Here is a 16,012-nt window from a genome sequence, read left to right as displayed (position 1 = left end):
GGTTAATCCAGAAAGGACCCTGCCCGACATGTCCGAGACGGTCGTCACCCGATTTGCCCCTTCTCCCACCGGCTTTCTGCATATCGGCGGGGCACGGACGGCGCTGTTCAACTGGCTCTACGCGCGGGGCCGCGGCGGGAAGTTCCTCCTGCGGATCGAGGATACCGACCGCGCCCGCTCGACCCCCGAGGCAACGCAGGCCATCCTCGACGGTCTGGAATGGCTGGGCCTGGATCACGATGGCGAGGCCGTCAGCCAGGCGGCGCGCGCCGACCGCCATGCCGAAGTCGCCCGCGAGCTGCTGGAAAAGGGCGAGGCCTTCAAGTGTTTCTCGACACAGGAGGAGATCGAAGCCTTCCGCGAGGCCGCCCGGGCCGAGGGCCGCTCCACCCTCTTCCGGAGCCCCTGGCGCGATGCCGATCCTTCCACGCACCCGGATGCGCCTTACGTCATCCGCATCAAGGCCCCGCGCGACGGCAGCACCATCATCCGCGACGAGGTGCAGGGCGACGTCACCATCCGCAACGACCAGCTCGACGACATGGTCCTGTTACGCAGCGATGGCACACCGGTTTACATGCTGGCCGTCGCCGTGGATGATCATGACATGGGTGTCACGCACGTGATCCGGGGGGATGACCACCTCAACAACGCCGCCCGGCAGATGATGATCTACCAGGCGATGGGCTGGCCCCTGCCCGTCTACGCCCATATCCCGCTGATCCACGGGCCCGACGGCAAGAAACTGTCGAAACGCCACGGCGCGCTCGGCGTCGAGGAATACCAGCGCATGGGCTACCCGGCCGCGGGCATGCGCAACTACCTCGCCCGGTTGGGCTGGAGCCACGGCGACGACGAGTTCTTCACCGATGCACAGGCGAAGGAGTGGTTCGACCTCTCCGGTATCGGCAAATCCCCCGCCCGGTTCGACTTCAAGAAGCTCGACAATCTCAGCGGCCAGCATATCGCCGCATCCGGCGATGCTGCGCTGCTGCATGAGCTTCTCGAGTTCCAAACGGTCACCGGCGCCCCGCCACTCGATGACGCCAAGACAGCCTTGCTCGGGGCCGGCATGTACTGCCTCAAGGAGCGGGCCAAGACGTTTCCGGAACTGCTTGAAAAAGCCGAATTTATTCTGGCGGATCGGCCAATCCGGCCCGACGAGAAGGCGGCGAAGAACCTCGATGATGTATCCCGTGGTATACTGGGGCAATTGACGCCGCATATGCAAAATGCTAGTTGGACGCGTGAGGATCTGGAGGCTGCCGCGATGCAGTTCGCCGAGTCCATTGATACCAAATTCGGCAAGCTGGCGGGCCCGATGCGGGCCGCACTGGCCGGCCGGGCTGCGACACCTAGCGTGTTCGATATGATGCTCGTGCTGGGGCGGGAAGAATCCCTTGCCCGGCTCGAGGATGCCGCCTGCGAGAAAGGTTGACCTCTCGAAAGGCCAGATGAAAGAAACCTGCCCGAGTGCGAATTTCCGCGCGGGCGCGAAGAGGGAGTACCCCTATGGCTGACAGTAACAAATCCGCGAAACTGACGATCGACGGTACCGACTACGAACTGCCGATCCTGTCGCCCACCGCCGGCCCCGACGTGATCGACATCCGCAAGCTCTACGGGCAGGCGGGCGTGTTCACCTATGATCCCGGCTTCACCTCGACCGCAAGCTGCGACAGCACCATCACCTATATCGACGGTGACAAGGGCGAGCTGCTGCACCGCGGCTACCCGATCGACCAGCTGGCCGAGAAATCTCATTTCCTCGAGGTCTGCTACCTCCTGCTTTACGGCGAACTGCCCTCGGCCGCACAGCTCGAGGATTTCGAGGATCGCGTGACCAACCACACGATGCTGCACGAACAGATGCACTTCCTGTTCCGCGGCTACCGCCGGGATGCGCACCCGATGGCGATCATGGTGGGCGTGGTCGGGGCCCTCTCGGCCTTCTACCACGACTCGACCGACATCAACGACCCGTGGCAGCGCGAGGTCGCCTCGATCCGCCTCGTCGCCAAGATGCCGACGATCGCGGCCATGGCCTACAAGTATTCCATTGGCCAGCCCTTCGTGTACCCGCGCAACGATATCGACTACGCATCGAACTTCCTGCGCATGTGCTTTGCCGTGCCGGCCGAAGATTACGAGGTGAACCCGATCCTGAGCCGCGCGATGGACCGAATCTTCACCCTCCACGCTGACCACGAGCAGAACGCCTCGACTTCGACGGTGCGCCTCGCCTCCTCCTCGGGCGCCAACCCATTCGCCTGTATCGCGGCGGGCATCGCCTGTCTCTGGGGCCCGGCCCATGGCGGCGCCAACCAGGCCTGCCTCGAAATGCTGCGCGAGATCGGCACGGTCGACAAGATCCCAGAATACATCGCCCGCGCCAAGGACAAGAATGACGAGTTCCGCCTGATGGGCTTCGGCCACCGGGTCTACAAGAACTTCGATCCGCGCGCCAAGGTGATGAAGCAGTCCGCCGACGAGGTGCTCGACCTGCTCGGCATCGAGGACAACCCGACCCTGCAGGTGGCCAAGGAGCTGGAAAAGGCGGCTCTGGAAGACGACTACTTCGTCGACAAGAAGCTCTTCCCGAACGTCGACTTCTACTCGGGCATCATCCTCGAGGCGATGGGCTTCCCCACCTCGATGTTCACGCCCATCTTCGCGCTCAGCCGCACGGTCGGCTGGATCTCGCAGTGGAAGGAAATGATCGCCGATCCCCAACTCAAGATCGGCCGCCCGCGTCAGCTCTACCAGGGCGCCACGCTGCGCGACTATGTGGACATTGAGAAGCGCTAAGCCTCGTTCACGAGAAGATACCGGCCCCGGGCAGACCTCCTGCCCGGGGCTTTTTCATGGCAATCGGCTAAAATCCTCGACACGCAACCGGCGCGGATTCACCACCTGTTTTCCCTCGTTCTGCCATACCGGCCGGGTATTCCAACGGGCGGCAACCATGACGTATCGAGCACCGCATATCCCCCCGCACGCCCCGGCGCCCATCCTGCGCCGGCCCGCCGAGGCCACGCCCCGCCCCCGCGCGGCCCGGGCCGTGGCACAGGCCGAACGGGGCACCCTGCCGGGGTTCCTCAGAACGTCGCTGGAGCGAGAGAGCTACTGGACCGAAAGCGAAGGCCCGGTTCGCATCGCCGGCTTCGACCCGCGCGAACATGTCCTGTCGCTGGAATTCGACGCCGGCGCGCCCCTGCCGCAGCTCACCGTCGCAACGGATGAAGACCGCGCCGTAAGCGCCTTGATGGCAAACGGAAAACCCGTAGCGGTGCTGTTTCTCGACGACACCGGCTTCACGCTCGACAACGTTGCCGTCACGCAAACGCCGAGCTGACGACGCTCAGCGGCCCTCGAACTTCGCCGTCCGCTTCTCCTGGAACGCCACCACGCCTTCCTTGAAATCACGCGAGTTGCCGCACTCCCCCTGAAGCCGCGCTTCCAGGTCAAGCTGCGCATCCAGCCCGTTCTCCCAGCTCCCCCGGATCGCCTGTTTCAGGTTCCGATAGGCCGCCGTCGGCCCCTTGGCCAGGTGTTCCGCCCGCGCCCGCCAATGCGTATCGAACTCCGCATCCGGCACCGCCTCCCAGATCATCCCCCACTGGTCGGCCTCTCGGGCGCTGATCGGCTCGGCGAACAGCGCCGCCCCCATCGCCTTCGCCGCCCCCATCTGTCTCGGCAGCCAGAACGTGCCCCCGGCATCGGGAATAAGCCCGATCCGCGTAAACGCCTGAAGGAAATACGCGCTCTCCGTCGCGATCACCACGTCCGCCACCAGCGCAAGGTTCGCCCCCGCTCCGGCGGCCGGGCCGTTCACGGCGGAAATGGTCGGCACCGGGCACTCGCTGATCGCCTTGAGCATCGGCACGTACTCGTCCCGCAACACCCTTTCCAGGTCGAGCGCCGCCGCGGTTCCGCTATCCGACAGGTCCTGTCCGGAACAGAACGCCTTGCCATTGCCCGTCAGCACCACGACCCGCGCCCCCTCCTGGGGGGCAAAGCGCACCGCGTCGGTGATCTCCGCCCGCATCTGCGTACTCAGCGCATTCATCCGGTCCGGCCGGTCAAGCCGCAACACGGCGATGTCGTTCTCGATCTCGAGCGTAATGGTCTGGTACTGTTTCAAGGGTGCGCCTTTCGAAGTCTCACGCCAAAGGTCTAGCGCCAAAGCACCGCACGGGCCAAGCCCGACGATGCGTCATTCCTTCATGATCTCGCGCAGCCGCGCCTGTTCCTCGTCCGTCAGCACCGCCTCGGCCTGCGGTGCCGCCTGCGACCGGCGGCGCACGAACACCACGCCGATCGCCGCCCCCAGCAACAACATCGCCGGCCCCGCCAGCCACAGAACCAGGTTCGACCCGCCGGTCTGCGGCTTCAGCAGCACGTACTCGCCATACCGGTCGACGATATAGTCCACGACCTCCTCGTTCGTATCACCCGCCAGCAGCCGCTCCCGCACCAGCACGCGCAGGTCCCCGGCCAGTTCGGCATTGGAATCGTCGATGCTTTCGTTCCGGCACACCAGGCAGCGCAGGCCCGCCGAAATGTCCCGCGCCCGCGCCTCGAGCGCCGGGTCGTCCAGCATCTCGTCCGGCTGCACCGCGAAAAGCGGCCCCGCCACAAGGCAAAGGACAAGCACCAGCCGCTTCATTCCGCCGGAACCCCCTGTGCCCGCGTGCGGCGCGCCCCGGCCGCCACGCGGTACCGCCGGTCCGACAGCGACAGCGCCCCGCCAAGCGCCATCAGGATCGCGCCGCCCCAGATCCAATTGGCCAGCGGCTTGTAATAAGTCCGAACGGCCCAGCCGCCGCCAGATTGCGGATCGCCGATCACCACGTAGACATCGCGCAGGAACCCGTTATCCAGCGCCGCTTCGGTCGTCGGCATACCAGCCACGGGATAGACCCGCTTCTCCGGATGCATCGTGGCGATCTCGTCACCATCCTTCGCCAGCGTGAAATCCCCCATGGTCGAGCGATAGTTCGGCCCCTCGACCTGCCGCACACCGTCGAGCGTCAGGGTAAAGCCCGCCACCTCGAAGCTGCCGCCTTCCTGCACCACGCGGATATCCTCGACCTCCCACGCGGTCATCGCGGCCACGCCCGCCATCGTCACGCCAAGCCCCGCATGGGCCACCGTCTTGCCCCAGTCCCCCCGGGGCAAGCGCCGCAACCGGCCCAGCCTGTCGCCACCCCGCCCGGTACGCGACCAGATATCCGTGATCGCCCCGCCGATCAGCCACGCGGCCAGGAACAGCCCCACCGGCCCTACCGCGCTCCGCCCGGTCTGCATGGCCCAGGCGAGCACGCCAACAGCCACCGCCAGCACGAAAACCGGCGCCAGCTTCCTCAGCACCCGGCCCACCTGCGCCCGCTTCCACGACAGCATCGCGCCCACCGGCAACAGCAGCCCCAGCGCGATCATGAACGGCGTGAAGGCCAGGTTGAAGAACGGCGCCCCGACCGACAGCTTCCGGTCAAAGAACATCTCGGCCACCAATGGCCAGATCGTGCCCACGAACACCACGAAAGCCGCAACGCCCAGCAGCAGGTTGTTCACCACCAGCACCGACTCGCGGCTCACCAACCCGAACACCCCCTTTGACTGCATGACACCCGCACGCGCCGCGAACAGCGTCAGCCCCAGCATCATGAACCCGGCCAGGATCAGCAGCAGGAAGACCCCCCGCTCCGGGTCCGACGCAAAGGCATGCACCGAGGTGATCACCCCCGACCGGGTGATAAACGCCCCGATCATCGAGAACCCAAAGGCGATGATTGCCAGCAGGATCGTCCAGCTTTTCAGGCTTTCCCGCTTCTCCACCACCACCGCCGAATGCAACAGCGCCGCAGCGATCAGCCAGGGCATGAAGCTCGCGTTTTCCACCGGGTCCCAGAACCAGAACCCGCCCCAGCCCAGCTCGTAATAGGCCCACCACGAGCCCAGCCCGATGCCGATGGTCAGGAACACCCACGCCGCCAGCGTATAGGGCCGCACCCACCGGCCCCAGGCCGCATCGACCCGCCCCTCGATCAGCGCCGCCACGGCAAAGGAGAAGGTCATCGAAAGCCCGACATAGCCGAGGTATAGAAACGGCGGATGAAACGCGAGGCCCGGGTCCTGCAACAGCGGGTTGAGGTCCGTGCCGTCGAATGGCGGCACCGCCATGCGCAAAAACGGGTTCGAGGTGAACAGGATGAAGGCAAAGAACGCCGCCCCGATCATCCCCTGCACAGCCAGCACTCGCGCCTTCAGCGTCGGCGGCAACTCCCGCCCGAACCACGCCGCGAAGAAGCCGAACAGCGTGACGATCAGCACCCACAGCAGCATCGAGCCTTCGTGGTTCCCCCACACGCCGGTGATCTTGTACAGCATCGGCTTCAGCGAATGGCTGTTCTGCACCACCAGCTGCAGCGAGAAGTCCGAGGTCACGAAGGCCCACATCAGCGCCAGGAACGCCCCGGCGGTCAGCAGGAACTGCAACACCGCCGCCGGTTCTGCCGCCGACATCCAGCCGGCCCAGCCCTTGTGGGCGCCGACAAGCGGAACGAGAGCCTGAAAGCACGCCACGAAGAAGGCGAGGATCAGGGCGAAGTGACCAAGCTCGGTAATCATGCGCCCCTTATAGATTTCCGCGCCCTGCGGGCCAATGACAATCGGCGCGCGCGCCGGATCACATTGTCGCGGGGGTCACGTCCCGCCCCCGCCGCCACGCGTCCAGCGCCGGGTTCTCCCCGTCCACGACCGTCTCCAGCGCCAGCCCCGCATCATGCCCCGTCGCCGCCGCCCCGGGCGTGCCCGGCTCCAACCGGCGCAGCGCCGCGATATTGTCCACCACCTGCGGCGTCCGCGCCATGACACCGGCCAGCGAGCGCTGGAAATCCTGCCCCTTGGCCTGGTGCCGCGCGCCGAAATAGAAACTCACGATCGCCCCCAGCAGCCACCACATCGGCTCGGGCACCAGCGCGATCCCCTGCATCCGCTCGGAAAACCACACCGGGTTGGTCATCGCCAAGACGAACAGCGCCAGCGTCCCAAGCGCCATCGCCGGGCGCGGTATCCGGTTCAGCCCGTCGATCACCCGGTCGAACAGCCCCTTCTTCGGGTGCTGGAACTCCGCCGCCAGTTGCGCCAGCGCCGCCGACTGGATATCGGCGGCCCGCGCATCCGCCCCGTCGGCATTGACCCGGAAAACCTCCGCCGTTTCCGCCACCACGTTGCGACCGTCACCGAACAGCAGCCGGAAAACCTGCCCGATCAGCCCCATGCCGCCACCCTCCGGCCGAACTCGGCCTCCGTCATGTGGTAGCGCGGCGAGATGAACGCCTCGGCCCGTTTGATCCAGCCACCCTTCCCGCCGGCCCGCGTCCGCGCATATTTGCGAGACGCCGGGCGCCGGTCGGCCAGCCGGAAGTAATAGTTGCGCCTTGCAATGCCGTAGGCATCCGCCAGGTGGTCCGGCGCCGCCGCATGGGCCGCCTGCGCCGCATTTGCCGTCTGCGGCCCGATCACCCCGTCGACGGCCACGTCATGGCCCATCTGCCGCAAAAGCCGCTGCAGGATCTTCACCGCGTTGCCCCCGGCATTCACGTACATGTCGAACACCGACGCCTGCAGCGACACGGGCAGCGACCCGATCCTTGGCCGGCGAAAGTAATGCTCGATGAAGATCGCCTCGGCCTGCGTCCGGCTCAGCGCCCGCACATCCGCCACGCCCACCGCGCCATCGCCGGTCAAATCCAGCCCCAGCCGCCGCATCGTGTGGATCGTCACGCCATGCTTCGTCGCCCCGCCCGGATCGTCCAGGTCGTTCACGAACCCGCCTTCACGGCCCACGATCTCTTTCGCGATCTCTTCCACGGTCTGCATCACCAGCCCCTCCGCCACTTGCTCGCGGAAAAGCTGGGAAGAGATAGTTAACAGCAGGTTCAGCTACCGTCCGGTTGCTGGTAAACGCCCTGCTCCTTCAGGCTGTCGATCACTTCCTTCGGCATGTAATCCTCGTCATGCTTGGCAAGGATTTCCGACGCCACGAACACCCCGTTCTCATAGGTCCCCGTGCCAACCATCCCCTGGTTCTCGGCAAAAAGGTCGGGCAGCACGCCGGTATAGGTGACAGGCACCGCCGCGCCCCCATCGGTCACGTTGAACCGCACCGTCTCGCCCTCGCCGCGCACAAGGCTGCCTTCCTCGACAAGCCCGCCGATGCGAAACACTTCCGTCGGCGCCGGCGGCTCGGCCATGATCTGGCTGGGCGAACGGAAAAAATTGATCCCGTCGCGCATCGCGTAACCGATCAGCGCGGTCGAGGCGATCAGCGCCACCGCCGCAATCGCGATGATCTGCACCCTGCGTTTTTTCTTCAGCGACTTCATGGCACTACACCCCGAAGCTCACGGAAACAGCGGGGCCAGCATAAGCCCCTCCGTCTCCTCGAGCCCTAGCATCAGGTTGGCGTTCTGGATGGCCTGCCCGCTCGACCCTTTGGTCAGGTTGTCAAGCGCCCCCACCACGATGGTACGGCCCGGCAACCGGTCGCCCACCACGCCGATATGGCAGAAGTTACTGCCCCGAACATGGTGCGTGCTGGGCGTCTCGCCAAACGGAAGGACCTCGATGAACGGCTCCGCGGCATAGGCCTTCGCCAGCGCCTCGTGTACCTGCTCGGCCTCCCCCTTCACATAAGCCGTCGCCAGGATCCCCCGGTTCACCGGCACCAGGTGCGGCGTGAACTGGATCCGAACCTCCTGCCCGGCGATCGCCGAAAACTCCTGGTCGAACTCGCCCAGGTGCCGGTGCGTCCCGCCCACGGCATAGGCGTTGTACCCCTCCGACAACTCGGCATGCAGCAGGTTCTCCTTCAGGCTCCGCCCCGCCCCCGACACCCCGCATTTCAAATCGAGGATGATCTCGTCGAGGTCGATCACCTTGCCCGCGATCAGCGGCCGCAGCACGAACTGCCCGGTCGCGGCATTGCACCCCGTCCCGGCCACCAGCCGCGCCCCGGCAATCTCGTCGCGGTAGAACTCGGTCAGGCCATAAACCGCCTCTCCCTGCTTCTCCACCGCCGCATGGGGGTTCCCGTACCACTTCTGATAGGCCTCCGGATCGCGCAGCCGGAAATCCGCCGACAGGTCGACGATCTTCAAATCCCCCGGCAAGGCACTGATCACCTCCTGGCTGGTCTTGTGCGGCAGCGCGCAAAAGCAGAGGTCGATCCCGGCAAAGTCGATCTCCTCGATCGTCACCAGGTCGGGCAGGTCGAGATGGCGCAGATGCGGAAACACCTGGGCCATGCTTTGGCCGGCCTTGGAATTGGCGGCAAGGGCGGCAATCTCCATCCCCGGATGGGTGGCGATCAGCCGGACAAGTTCGGCGCCGGTATATCCGGACGCGCCGAGAATCGCGATTTTCTGGGTCATGGTCAGACCTCGTTCAGGAAAGCTGGAAAGGATTTAAGAGAAAAGCCCGCGCCCCGCAATGCGGCGTCTGGGCCCAGTCCAGGGCTCAGGCCATCACGGGCGCGGCCTCGAACGTGATCTTTCGTCGGAGGAACTGCGTCGCCCGGTCCGACACGCGCCGCGCATCGCCCGTGGTCAGGAACCTTGCCGGCAAGTCATCGCCCCGCATCTCCGGGTGCCGCTCGAGGTAATCGGCCAGGCTCGCCGCCACAAGCTCGGCCTGCGAATACACCTGCACATTCTCGCCCAACGCCGCCTGGAACACATCCTCCATCAACGGGTAATGGGTACACCCCAGCACCGCCGCCTCCGGATGCGGCATCTTCCGCTTCAGCGCCTCGACATGGCTTTTCACCAGCGCCTCGGCCAGGATCATGTCGCCTTCCTCTATGGCATCCACCACGCCGCCACAGGCCTGCGTCTCCACATCCACGCCGATCGCCCGAAACGCCAGTTCCCGCTGGAACGCCCGGCTCGACACCGTCGCCGGCGTCGCAAACAGCGCCACATGCTTCACCGCCACTTCCCGTGGCGGGGAATTGTCGCCCCAGTTCCGTTCGGTCAGCGCCTCGATCAGCGGCACGAACACGCCCAGCACCCGCTTGCCCTTGGGCACGCCGTCTTCCTGCATCCGGCGCAGCGCAGCGGCCGACGCGGTATTGCAGGCCAGCACGACCAGGTTGCAGCCCATGTCCCAAAGCGTCTCCACATGCGCCTTGGTCAGATGATAGACATCGTCGGCATCCCGCACCCCGTAAGGCGCATGCGCGTTGTCACCCAGATAGATGAAATTCACGTCGGGCAACCGCTTGCTGACCGCATCCAGCACGGTCAGGCCGCCAAGCCCGCTGTCGAAAATACCAACCGTCATCTGCCTGCAGCCCGCGCGGGGCGCCCCTCATTCGAACTCGAAGCCCAGATCGTTTGGATTGATCGGCCTCGGGCTAAGCTCATACGTCTTCTGCCGAAGGAATGCCATGAGGGATTTCGACTCTTTCGCGCGCGCATCGAGCTCGTCCCGCCCGATCGGCTCGCCCACCACCACGCGTACCGAGGTGTCGACACGCTTGCTGAATTCCTTGATCAGCAAGCCCATCCGCAACGTGTAATGCAGGTGGCTGGCAAGCTGGAACAGGCGGCTGGTATGCCCGTCGAAGAACACCGGCACCACGGTCGCATTGCTGCGCCCCACAAGCCGCGCCGTGAAATTGCGCCACGACGGGTCGAGCGGCTGCGCAAACGGCTTGGCCGCCGTCGACACCGTGCCGCCCGGAAAAATCCCGATCGCGCCGCCCTGGCTCAGATACTCATGTGCCACCCGCCGCGTCTGCAGGTTCAGCGCCATCGCTTCCTTCGTCTCCTCGAAGTCGATGGGCAGGATGATCCGGTTCAGGTCCTCCGCCTTGCGAAACACGTGATGCGCCAGAATCCGGAAATCCGGCCGCGTCTGGCTCAGGATATGCCCCATCATCAGCCCATCCAGAATCCCGTACGGATGGTTCGCGATCAGAACCAGCGGCCCCTCGCGCGGGATGTTGGCAAGGCTCCCGCCGATCACGTCCAGCGTCAGCCCATAGCGCTCCACCATGACCTGCCAGAAGTCGCGCCCCTCGGCCACTTCCCGTTCATAGCCTTCCGCCCGCTTGATCAGCCGGATGCGCCCCGTCAGGTTCTCCATCGTCCGGATCATCGCCCGCCCGCTGCGGGTTTGCGCGGAATATGAATAGCTTATGTCGCGGGCAATGTGCCGGTCCTGCCGCATGGTCCCAGTCCTGTTCGATTCGCGCGCCTGATCGATGTTTTAGACGGTTCTGAACAGTCTTGGTGAAGCTTTTGTGACAGATCACTGCGCCGCTTTCGCCATCTCCTCCCCGCCCGACCGGATCACCGCCAGAAGCTCCTCGCGCCGCTTGGCTGCCTTGGTCTCATTGGCCTGCTTCACATGCCCGAACCCGCGGATCGACAGCGGCAGTTCCGCCAGCGCGACAATCGCATCATGCGTCTTGGCATCCAGCTTCGGCAGCACTTCGGCCATGTCGGCCTCGTACTGCTTGATCAAGCCGCGCTCCATCCGCCGCTCCGCGGAATAGCCGAAGATATCCAGCGGCGTGCCCCTGAGCGCCTTCAGCTTCGGCAGAACGCGCAGCGGTGTCTCCAGCCACGGCCCGAACTCGCGCTTCTTCGGCTTGCCGTCCGGCCCCTTCCCGCCAAGGATCGGCGGCGCAAGGTGGAAGGTCATCCTGAAGTCGCCGTCGAACACTTCCTTGGCCTTGTCCCGGCTCTTCAGCAGCAGCCGCGCCACCTCGTACTCGTCCTTGTAGGACAGAAGCTTGTGATAGCCCTTGGCCACCGCCTCCTTCACCTGCGGGTCCGAGATGTCATCGACCAGCTTCCGATACCGCTTGGCCAGCCCCTTGCCCTGGTACGCGACAAGGTGATCCTCCCGATATGAAATCCGCTCCTCGAGCGATTTCGGCATCTCCACCACGTTCGGCGCGATCATCTTCCCGGCCTCCTCCGGGAAGGCCGCGGCCCAGCGGCCGATCTCGAACGCCCGCAGGTTGGCATCCACCGCCGCCCCGTTCAGCCGGATCGCTTCCTCGATCGCCTCAAGGCTCACGGGGATCGTTCCCCGCTGCCACGTGGCGCCGAACACCATCATGTTGGAATAGATCGAGTCGCCCATCGTGGCCCGCGCAAGCTCAGTCGTATCAATGAGTTGCACGTCGTCCTTCAACTTGGCCTTCAACGAAAGCTCCAGCCGGTCCGACGGGATCTGGAACTCCGTATTCCGCGTGAACTCGCCGGTGATGATCTCGTGGCTGTTGACCACGCCCCCGGTGCGCCCGCCCTTGGTCAGGCCCAGCGTCTTCGCCCCGGCACTGACCACAAGGTCACCGCCGATCAGCGCATCCGCCTCGCCGGTCGCCACGCGGATCGCACTGATATCGCTCGGCTTCTCGGCAATCCGGCAGTGGATATGCACCGCGCCGCCCTTCTGGGCCAGGCCCGCCATCTCCATCATGCCCGCGCCCTTGCCGTCGATCTGCGCGGCCTGCGCCAGCACGGCCCCGATGGTCACGGCGCCCGTGCCGCCAACGCCGGTGATCACCACGTTATGAGTCCGCTTGATCTCCGGCAACTTGGGCATCGGCAGATCCGGCAGCGTCAATTCCGTCGCCGCCTCCTTCCGGATCTTCGCCCCTTCCAGCGTCACGAAAGACGGGCAGAACCCTTTCAGACAGCTAAAATCCTTGTTGCAGGCCGACTGGTCGATCGCCCGCTTCCGGCCAAGCTCCGTCTCCTTCGGCACCACGGCCACGCAGTTCGACTTCACCCCGCAATCGCCGCAGCCCTCGCAGATATCGGTATTGATGAAGACCCGCTTGTCCGGATCGGGGAAATTCCCCCGCTTCCGCCGCCGCCGCTTCTCGGCCGCACAGGTCTGGATGTAAATGATGGCAGATACACCCTTGATATCCTTGAACTTCTCCTGAACCTGCGGTAGCTCCTCCCGCTCGTGCCAGGTAAGGCCTTTCGGGAACGGCGCCCGGTCCGGCTCTTCCTTCTCGTCATAGACGACGGCCACGTGCTCAACGCCCATCGCCTGCAGTTCTTTCGCAATCCGGTCGGGCCCAAGACCACCCTCGTTGGTCTGTCCGCCGGTCATCGCCACGGCATCGTTGTAGAGGATCTTGTAGGTGATGTTCGTCCCGGCCGCGAGCGCCGCCCGGATGGCCAGCAGCCCCGAATGGTTATAGGTCCCGTCGCCCAGGTTCTGGAACACGTGCCCGGTCTTGGAAAACTTCTCCTCCCCGATCCAGTTCGCCCCCTCGGCCCCCATATGCGTGTAACCGCTGGTCTCGCGATCCATCCACAGCGCCATGATGTGACAGCCGATCCCGGCATAGGCCCGGCTCCCCTCGGGCACCCGGGTCGAGGTGTTGTGCGGGCACCCGGCGCAGAAATACGGCAGGCGCGACGCGATATCCTCGGCATTGTCCGCCTTGCGCGATTCCGCAATCTCGGCCAGCCCGGCCTTCACCCGGTCGGTGCCGCGCCCCTCCTCGATCAGGATATCGCCGATCTTCTCGGCAATCATGATCGGGTCCAGCGCCATACGCGTCGGGAACAGCTCTTCCGTATGCATGCCCCCGGCACCGCCCTTGTACCAGCCGTAAACCCGGCGGCCCCGCCGGTCGTCGAAGATCGCCTCCTTGATCTGGATCTCGATCAGCTTGCGCTTCTCTTCCACCACCACGATCAGCTCCAGCCCCTCGGCCCAGTCGTGGAAGCCCTTCATGTCCATCGGGAAGGTCTGGCCCACCTTGTAGGTGGTAACCCCCAGCCGCTCCGCCTCGGCCTCGTCGATCCCAAGCAGGTCGAGCGCATGCACGAGGTCGAGCCAGTTCTTGCCCGCCGCCACGAACCCGATCTTGGCTCCCGGCTTGCCCCACATGCGCTTGTCGATTTTATTAGCGTGCGCAAAGGCTTCCGCGGCATACCTCTTGTGGTCGATCATCCGCGTTTCCTGCGGGATCCAGTGATCGCCCAGCCGGATGTTCAGCCCGTCCTCGGGCATGTCGAACTCGGGCAGGACGAATTGCTGCCGGTCCGGCCGCGCATCCACCACGCTCGTCACCTCGACCGTGTCCTTCATCGTCTTCAGCCCGCACCACACGCCGGCAAAGCGCGACATCGCGAACCCGTAAAGCCCGAAATCGAGGATCTCCTGCACCCCCGCGGGCGACAGAACCGGCATGTAGGCATCGACCAGCGCCCAGTCCGACTGGTGGCACACGGTCGAGCTTTCGCCGGTATGGTCATCCCCCATCGCCATCAACACGCCGCCATGCTTCGAGGTGCCGGCCATGTTCGCATGCCGCATCACGTCGCCTGACCGGTCGACCCCCGGTCCCTTGCCGTACCACAGGCCGAAGACACCGTCATACTTGCCCTCGCCCCGCATCTCGGCCTGTTGCGTGCCCCACAGCGCGGTGGCCGCAAGATCCTCGTTCAGCCCCGGCTGGAACGTCACGTTCGACTCCGCCAGGATCTTCTCGGCCCGCTTCATCTGCATGTCGACCGCCCCGAGGGGAGAGCCCCGGTAGCCCGTGACATAGCCCGCGGTGTTCAGCCCCGCCGCCTTGTCCCGCGCGGCCTGCATCAGCATCAGGCGCACCAGCGCCTGCGTGCCGTTCAGCAAAACCGGGGATTTCGTCAGATCGTAGCGGTCATTCAGACTGATCTTCTGCTTGCTCATGGCGGGCCTCCCGTATGGGTTGATCCTGGTGTTCAAATATAGAGCAATAATAGGTCATAAATAGTGACCTATCAAACAATATTTAGGAAATGATCACCGGTCGGTGTCTATACTGGCCCCGGTTTTCTGCTATTTCGTCTGCGGGGAACGCCGGTAACGAAAGTAATACGATGGATTGGGACAAACTCAGAATCTTTCATGCGGTGGCCGACGCGGGCAGCCTGACCCATGCCGGCGACCAGCTTCACCTGTCGCAATCCGCCATCTCCCGGCAGATTCGCGCGCTCGAGGATTCGCTGAATGCCACCCTGTTCCACCGCCATGCCCGCGGCCTGATTCTCACCGAACAGGGCGAGCTTCTGTTCGACGCCACCAAGGCCATGATGCGCCGCCTCGACACCGCCACCGCCCGCATCCGCGACAGCGAGGAGGAGGTGTTCGGCGAACTGCGCGTGACCACCACCATCGGCTTCGGCACGCTCTGGCTCGCCCCCCGCCTGCCCAAGCTGTTCGAGAAATACCCCGAGCTCAACATCGACCTCATGCTCGAGGAACAGGTGCTCGACCTCCCCATGCGCGAGGCCGACGTCGCCATCCGCATGAAGGAACCCAGCCAGGCCGACCTGATCCGCAAGCGCCTGATGAGCGTCCATATGTGCCTCTACGCCTCGCAGGATTACCTCGCCCAGCACGGCATGCCCGAACGCCCCGGCGACCTGTCCGGCCACCGCCTGATCTGCCAGAATCCCCGCTCGGCCCAGGTCGGCGCCGGTGCCACGCTGGTGCAGGAGCTGATGACGAACGATATCCCCTCCCTTCTGACGGTGAACAATTACTACGGCGTCCTGCAGGCCGTGCTGCACAATCTCGGCATCGGGGTCCTGCCCGATTACCTGAGTCGCGATTTCACCCAGCTCGAGCGAGTCCTGCCCGAGATTCACTCGGTGGAAGTCCCCGTTTTCCTCGCCTACCCGTCGGAACTCAGACAATCTAAACGGATTGCCGCCTTCCGCGATTTCGTGCAGGAGGAGATTATTCTCTACAGAAAAGAAGTTCAAAAACAGGCGGATAGCTGAATTTTTGACCGTTTTGTGTGTGAGTTATGCATGCAACACATACCGGCCATGATGCACTCGCAGCATCATTTTCCTTGATCGGCGCGGCTGCAACTCTTAATTGCCAATCGTGACGGTGACGCGCATCGCGCGCACCATCATACCTCCCTGTTGGACTATGGCCGAGCTTAGTGCTCGGCCTTTTTTTTCGTAAA

The 16,012-nt window shown here is 64.7% G+C and carries 14 protein-coding genes; 4 read left to right on the top strand and 10 right to left on the bottom strand.

What is annotated here, in order from left to right; translation table 11 throughout:
- The first annotated feature begins 28 nt into the window (after positions 1-28).
- The 3 genes from gltX (at position 29) to QUV18_RS06225 (ending at position 3,355) form a co-directional block, all read left to right on the top strand.
- Positions 29-1,438 (top strand): glutamate--tRNA ligase, encoded by a 1,410-nt coding sequence (gene gltX / locus QUV18_RS06235; RefSeq protein WP_300892572.1) that lies wholly within the window; start codon positions 29-31, stop codon positions 1,436-1,438.
- Positions 1,439-1,512: 74 nt separating this feature from the next.
- Positions 1,513-2,808 carry a citrate synthase gene (gltA, locus tag QUV18_RS06230; protein ID WP_300892570.1) on the top strand — a complete coding sequence of 432 codons (1,296 nt, stop codon included), beginning with the start codon at positions 1,513-1,515 and terminating at the stop codon, positions 2,806-2,808.
- A gap of 157 nt (positions 2,809-2,965) precedes the next feature.
- A complete protein-coding gene (locus QUV18_RS06225; protein ID WP_300892568.1) occupies positions 2,966-3,355 on the top strand; it encodes a hypothetical protein in 390 nt (129 codons plus the stop codon).
- A gap of 6 nt (positions 3,356-3,361) precedes the next feature.
- Here QUV18_RS06225 and QUV18_RS06220 read toward each other — a convergent pair whose 3' ends face one another.
- The 10 genes from QUV18_RS06220 to QUV18_RS06175 all read right to left on the bottom strand — a co-directional run bounded on the left by QUV18_RS06220 (position 3,362) and on the right by QUV18_RS06175 (position 14,766).
- A complete protein-coding gene (locus QUV18_RS06220) occupies positions 3,362-4,144 on the bottom strand; it encodes an enoyl-CoA hydratase-related protein (RefSeq protein WP_300892567.1) in 783 nt (260 codons plus the stop codon).
- A 72-nt stretch (positions 4,145-4,216) separates the two neighbouring features.
- Positions 4,217-4,669: a cytochrome c-type biogenesis protein gene (locus tag QUV18_RS06215; protein WP_300892566.1), complete on the bottom strand. Its 453-nt coding sequence runs from the start codon at positions 4,667-4,669 to the stop codon at positions 4,217-4,219.
- A complete protein-coding gene (locus tag QUV18_RS06210; RefSeq protein WP_300892565.1) occupies positions 4,666-6,633 on the bottom strand; it encodes a heme lyase CcmF/NrfE family subunit in 1,968 nt (655 codons plus the stop codon). Before QUV18_RS06210 ends, QUV18_RS06215 begins: the two co-directional genes overlap by 4 nt.
- A 58-nt stretch (positions 6,634-6,691) precedes the next feature.
- Positions 6,692-7,285: a holin family protein gene (locus tag QUV18_RS06205; protein ID WP_300892564.1), complete on the bottom strand. Its 594-nt coding sequence runs from the start codon at positions 7,283-7,285 to the stop codon at positions 6,692-6,694.
- Positions 7,276-7,887, bottom strand: a complete 612-nt coding sequence (locus QUV18_RS06200) for a holin-associated N-acetylmuramidase (protein ID WP_300892563.1) — start codon at positions 7,885-7,887, stop codon at positions 7,276-7,278. The genes QUV18_RS06205 and QUV18_RS06200 overlap by 10 nt, the downstream gene beginning before the upstream one ends.
- 59 nt (positions 7,888-7,946) lie before the next feature.
- Positions 7,947-8,393, bottom strand: coding sequence for a cytochrome c maturation protein CcmE (gene ccmE, locus QUV18_RS06195; protein WP_300892562.1), 447 nt, complete (start codon positions 8,391-8,393; stop codon positions 7,947-7,949).
- Positions 8,394-8,411: 18 nt separating this feature from the next.
- Positions 8,412-9,440 (bottom strand): N-acetyl-gamma-glutamyl-phosphate reductase, encoded by a 1,029-nt coding sequence (gene argC, locus QUV18_RS06190; protein ID WP_300892561.1) that lies wholly within the window; start codon positions 9,438-9,440, stop codon positions 8,412-8,414.
- A gap of 85 nt (positions 9,441-9,525) precedes the next feature.
- Complete coding sequence (gene murI / locus QUV18_RS06185; RefSeq protein WP_300892560.1) at positions 9,526-10,350, bottom strand: glutamate racemase; 825 nt, start codon at positions 10,348-10,350, stop codon at positions 9,526-9,528.
- Between the two features lie 27 nt (positions 10,351-10,377).
- Positions 10,378-11,241 (bottom strand): lysophospholipid acyltransferase family protein, encoded by an 864-nt coding sequence (locus tag QUV18_RS06180; RefSeq protein ID WP_300892559.1) that lies wholly within the window; start codon positions 11,239-11,241, stop codon positions 10,378-10,380.
- Positions 11,242-11,322: 81 nt separating this feature from the next.
- A complete protein-coding gene (locus tag QUV18_RS06175; RefSeq protein ID WP_300892670.1) occupies positions 11,323-14,766 on the bottom strand; it encodes an indolepyruvate ferredoxin oxidoreductase family protein in 3,444 nt (1,147 codons plus the stop codon).
- A 146-nt stretch (positions 14,767-14,912) separates the two neighbouring features.
- Between QUV18_RS06175 and QUV18_RS06170 the strand changes: the two genes are divergently transcribed.
- Positions 14,913-15,818: a LysR family transcriptional regulator gene (locus QUV18_RS06170; protein WP_300892558.1), complete on the top strand. Its 906-nt coding sequence runs from the start codon at positions 14,913-14,915 to the stop codon at positions 15,816-15,818.
- Positions 15,819-16,012: the final 194 nt, after the last annotated feature.

Source organism: Roseovarius sp., from assembly GCF_030373445.1.
Lineage (GTDB): Bacteria > Pseudomonadota > Alphaproteobacteria > Rhodobacterales > Rhodobacteraceae > Roseovarius.
Note: the sequence above shows the minus strand (reverse complement) of the source record. Positions and strands in the feature narration are given on the sequence as shown.

Excerpts from the sequence above, each read along its gene's own strand:
- gltX (WP_300892572.1), top strand. The coding sequence starts at position 29 with ATGTCCGAGACGGTCGTCACCCGATTTGCCCCTTCTCCCACCGGCTTT.
- gltA (WP_300892570.1), top strand. The coding sequence starts at position 1,513 with ATGGCTGACAGTAACAAATCCGCGAAACTGACGATCGACGGTACCGAC.
- QUV18_RS06225 (WP_300892568.1), top strand. The coding sequence starts at position 2,966 with ATGACGTATCGAGCACCGCATATCCCCCCGCACGCCCCGGCGCCCATC.
- QUV18_RS06215 (WP_300892566.1), bottom strand. The coding sequence starts at position 4,669 with ATGAAGCGGCTGGTGCTTGTCCTTTGCCTTGTGGCGGGGCCGCTTTTC.
- QUV18_RS06210 (WP_300892565.1), bottom strand. The coding sequence starts at position 6,633 with ATGATTACCGAGCTTGGTCACTTCGCCCTGATCCTCGCCTTCTTCGTG.
- QUV18_RS06205 (WP_300892564.1), bottom strand. The coding sequence starts at position 7,285 with ATGGGGCTGATCGGGCAGGTTTTCCGGCTGCTGTTCGGTGACGGTCGC.
- QUV18_RS06200 (WP_300892563.1), bottom strand. The coding sequence starts at position 7,887 with ATGCAGACCGTGGAAGAGATCGCGAAAGAGATCGTGGGCCGTGAAGGC.
- ccmE (WP_300892562.1), bottom strand. The coding sequence starts at position 8,393 with ATGAAGTCGCTGAAGAAAAAACGCAGGGTGCAGATCATCGCGATTGCG.
- argC (WP_300892561.1), bottom strand. The coding sequence starts at position 9,440 with ATGACCCAGAAAATCGCGATTCTCGGCGCGTCCGGATATACCGGCGCC.
- murI (WP_300892560.1), bottom strand. The coding sequence starts at position 10,350 with ATGACGGTTGGTATTTTCGACAGCGGGCTTGGCGGCCTGACCGTGCTG.
- QUV18_RS06180 (WP_300892559.1), bottom strand. The coding sequence starts at position 11,241 with ATGCGGCAGGACCGGCACATTGCCCGCGACATAAGCTATTCATATTCC.
- QUV18_RS06170 (WP_300892558.1), top strand. The coding sequence starts at position 14,913 with ATGGATTGGGACAAACTCAGAATCTTTCATGCGGTGGCCGACGCGGGC.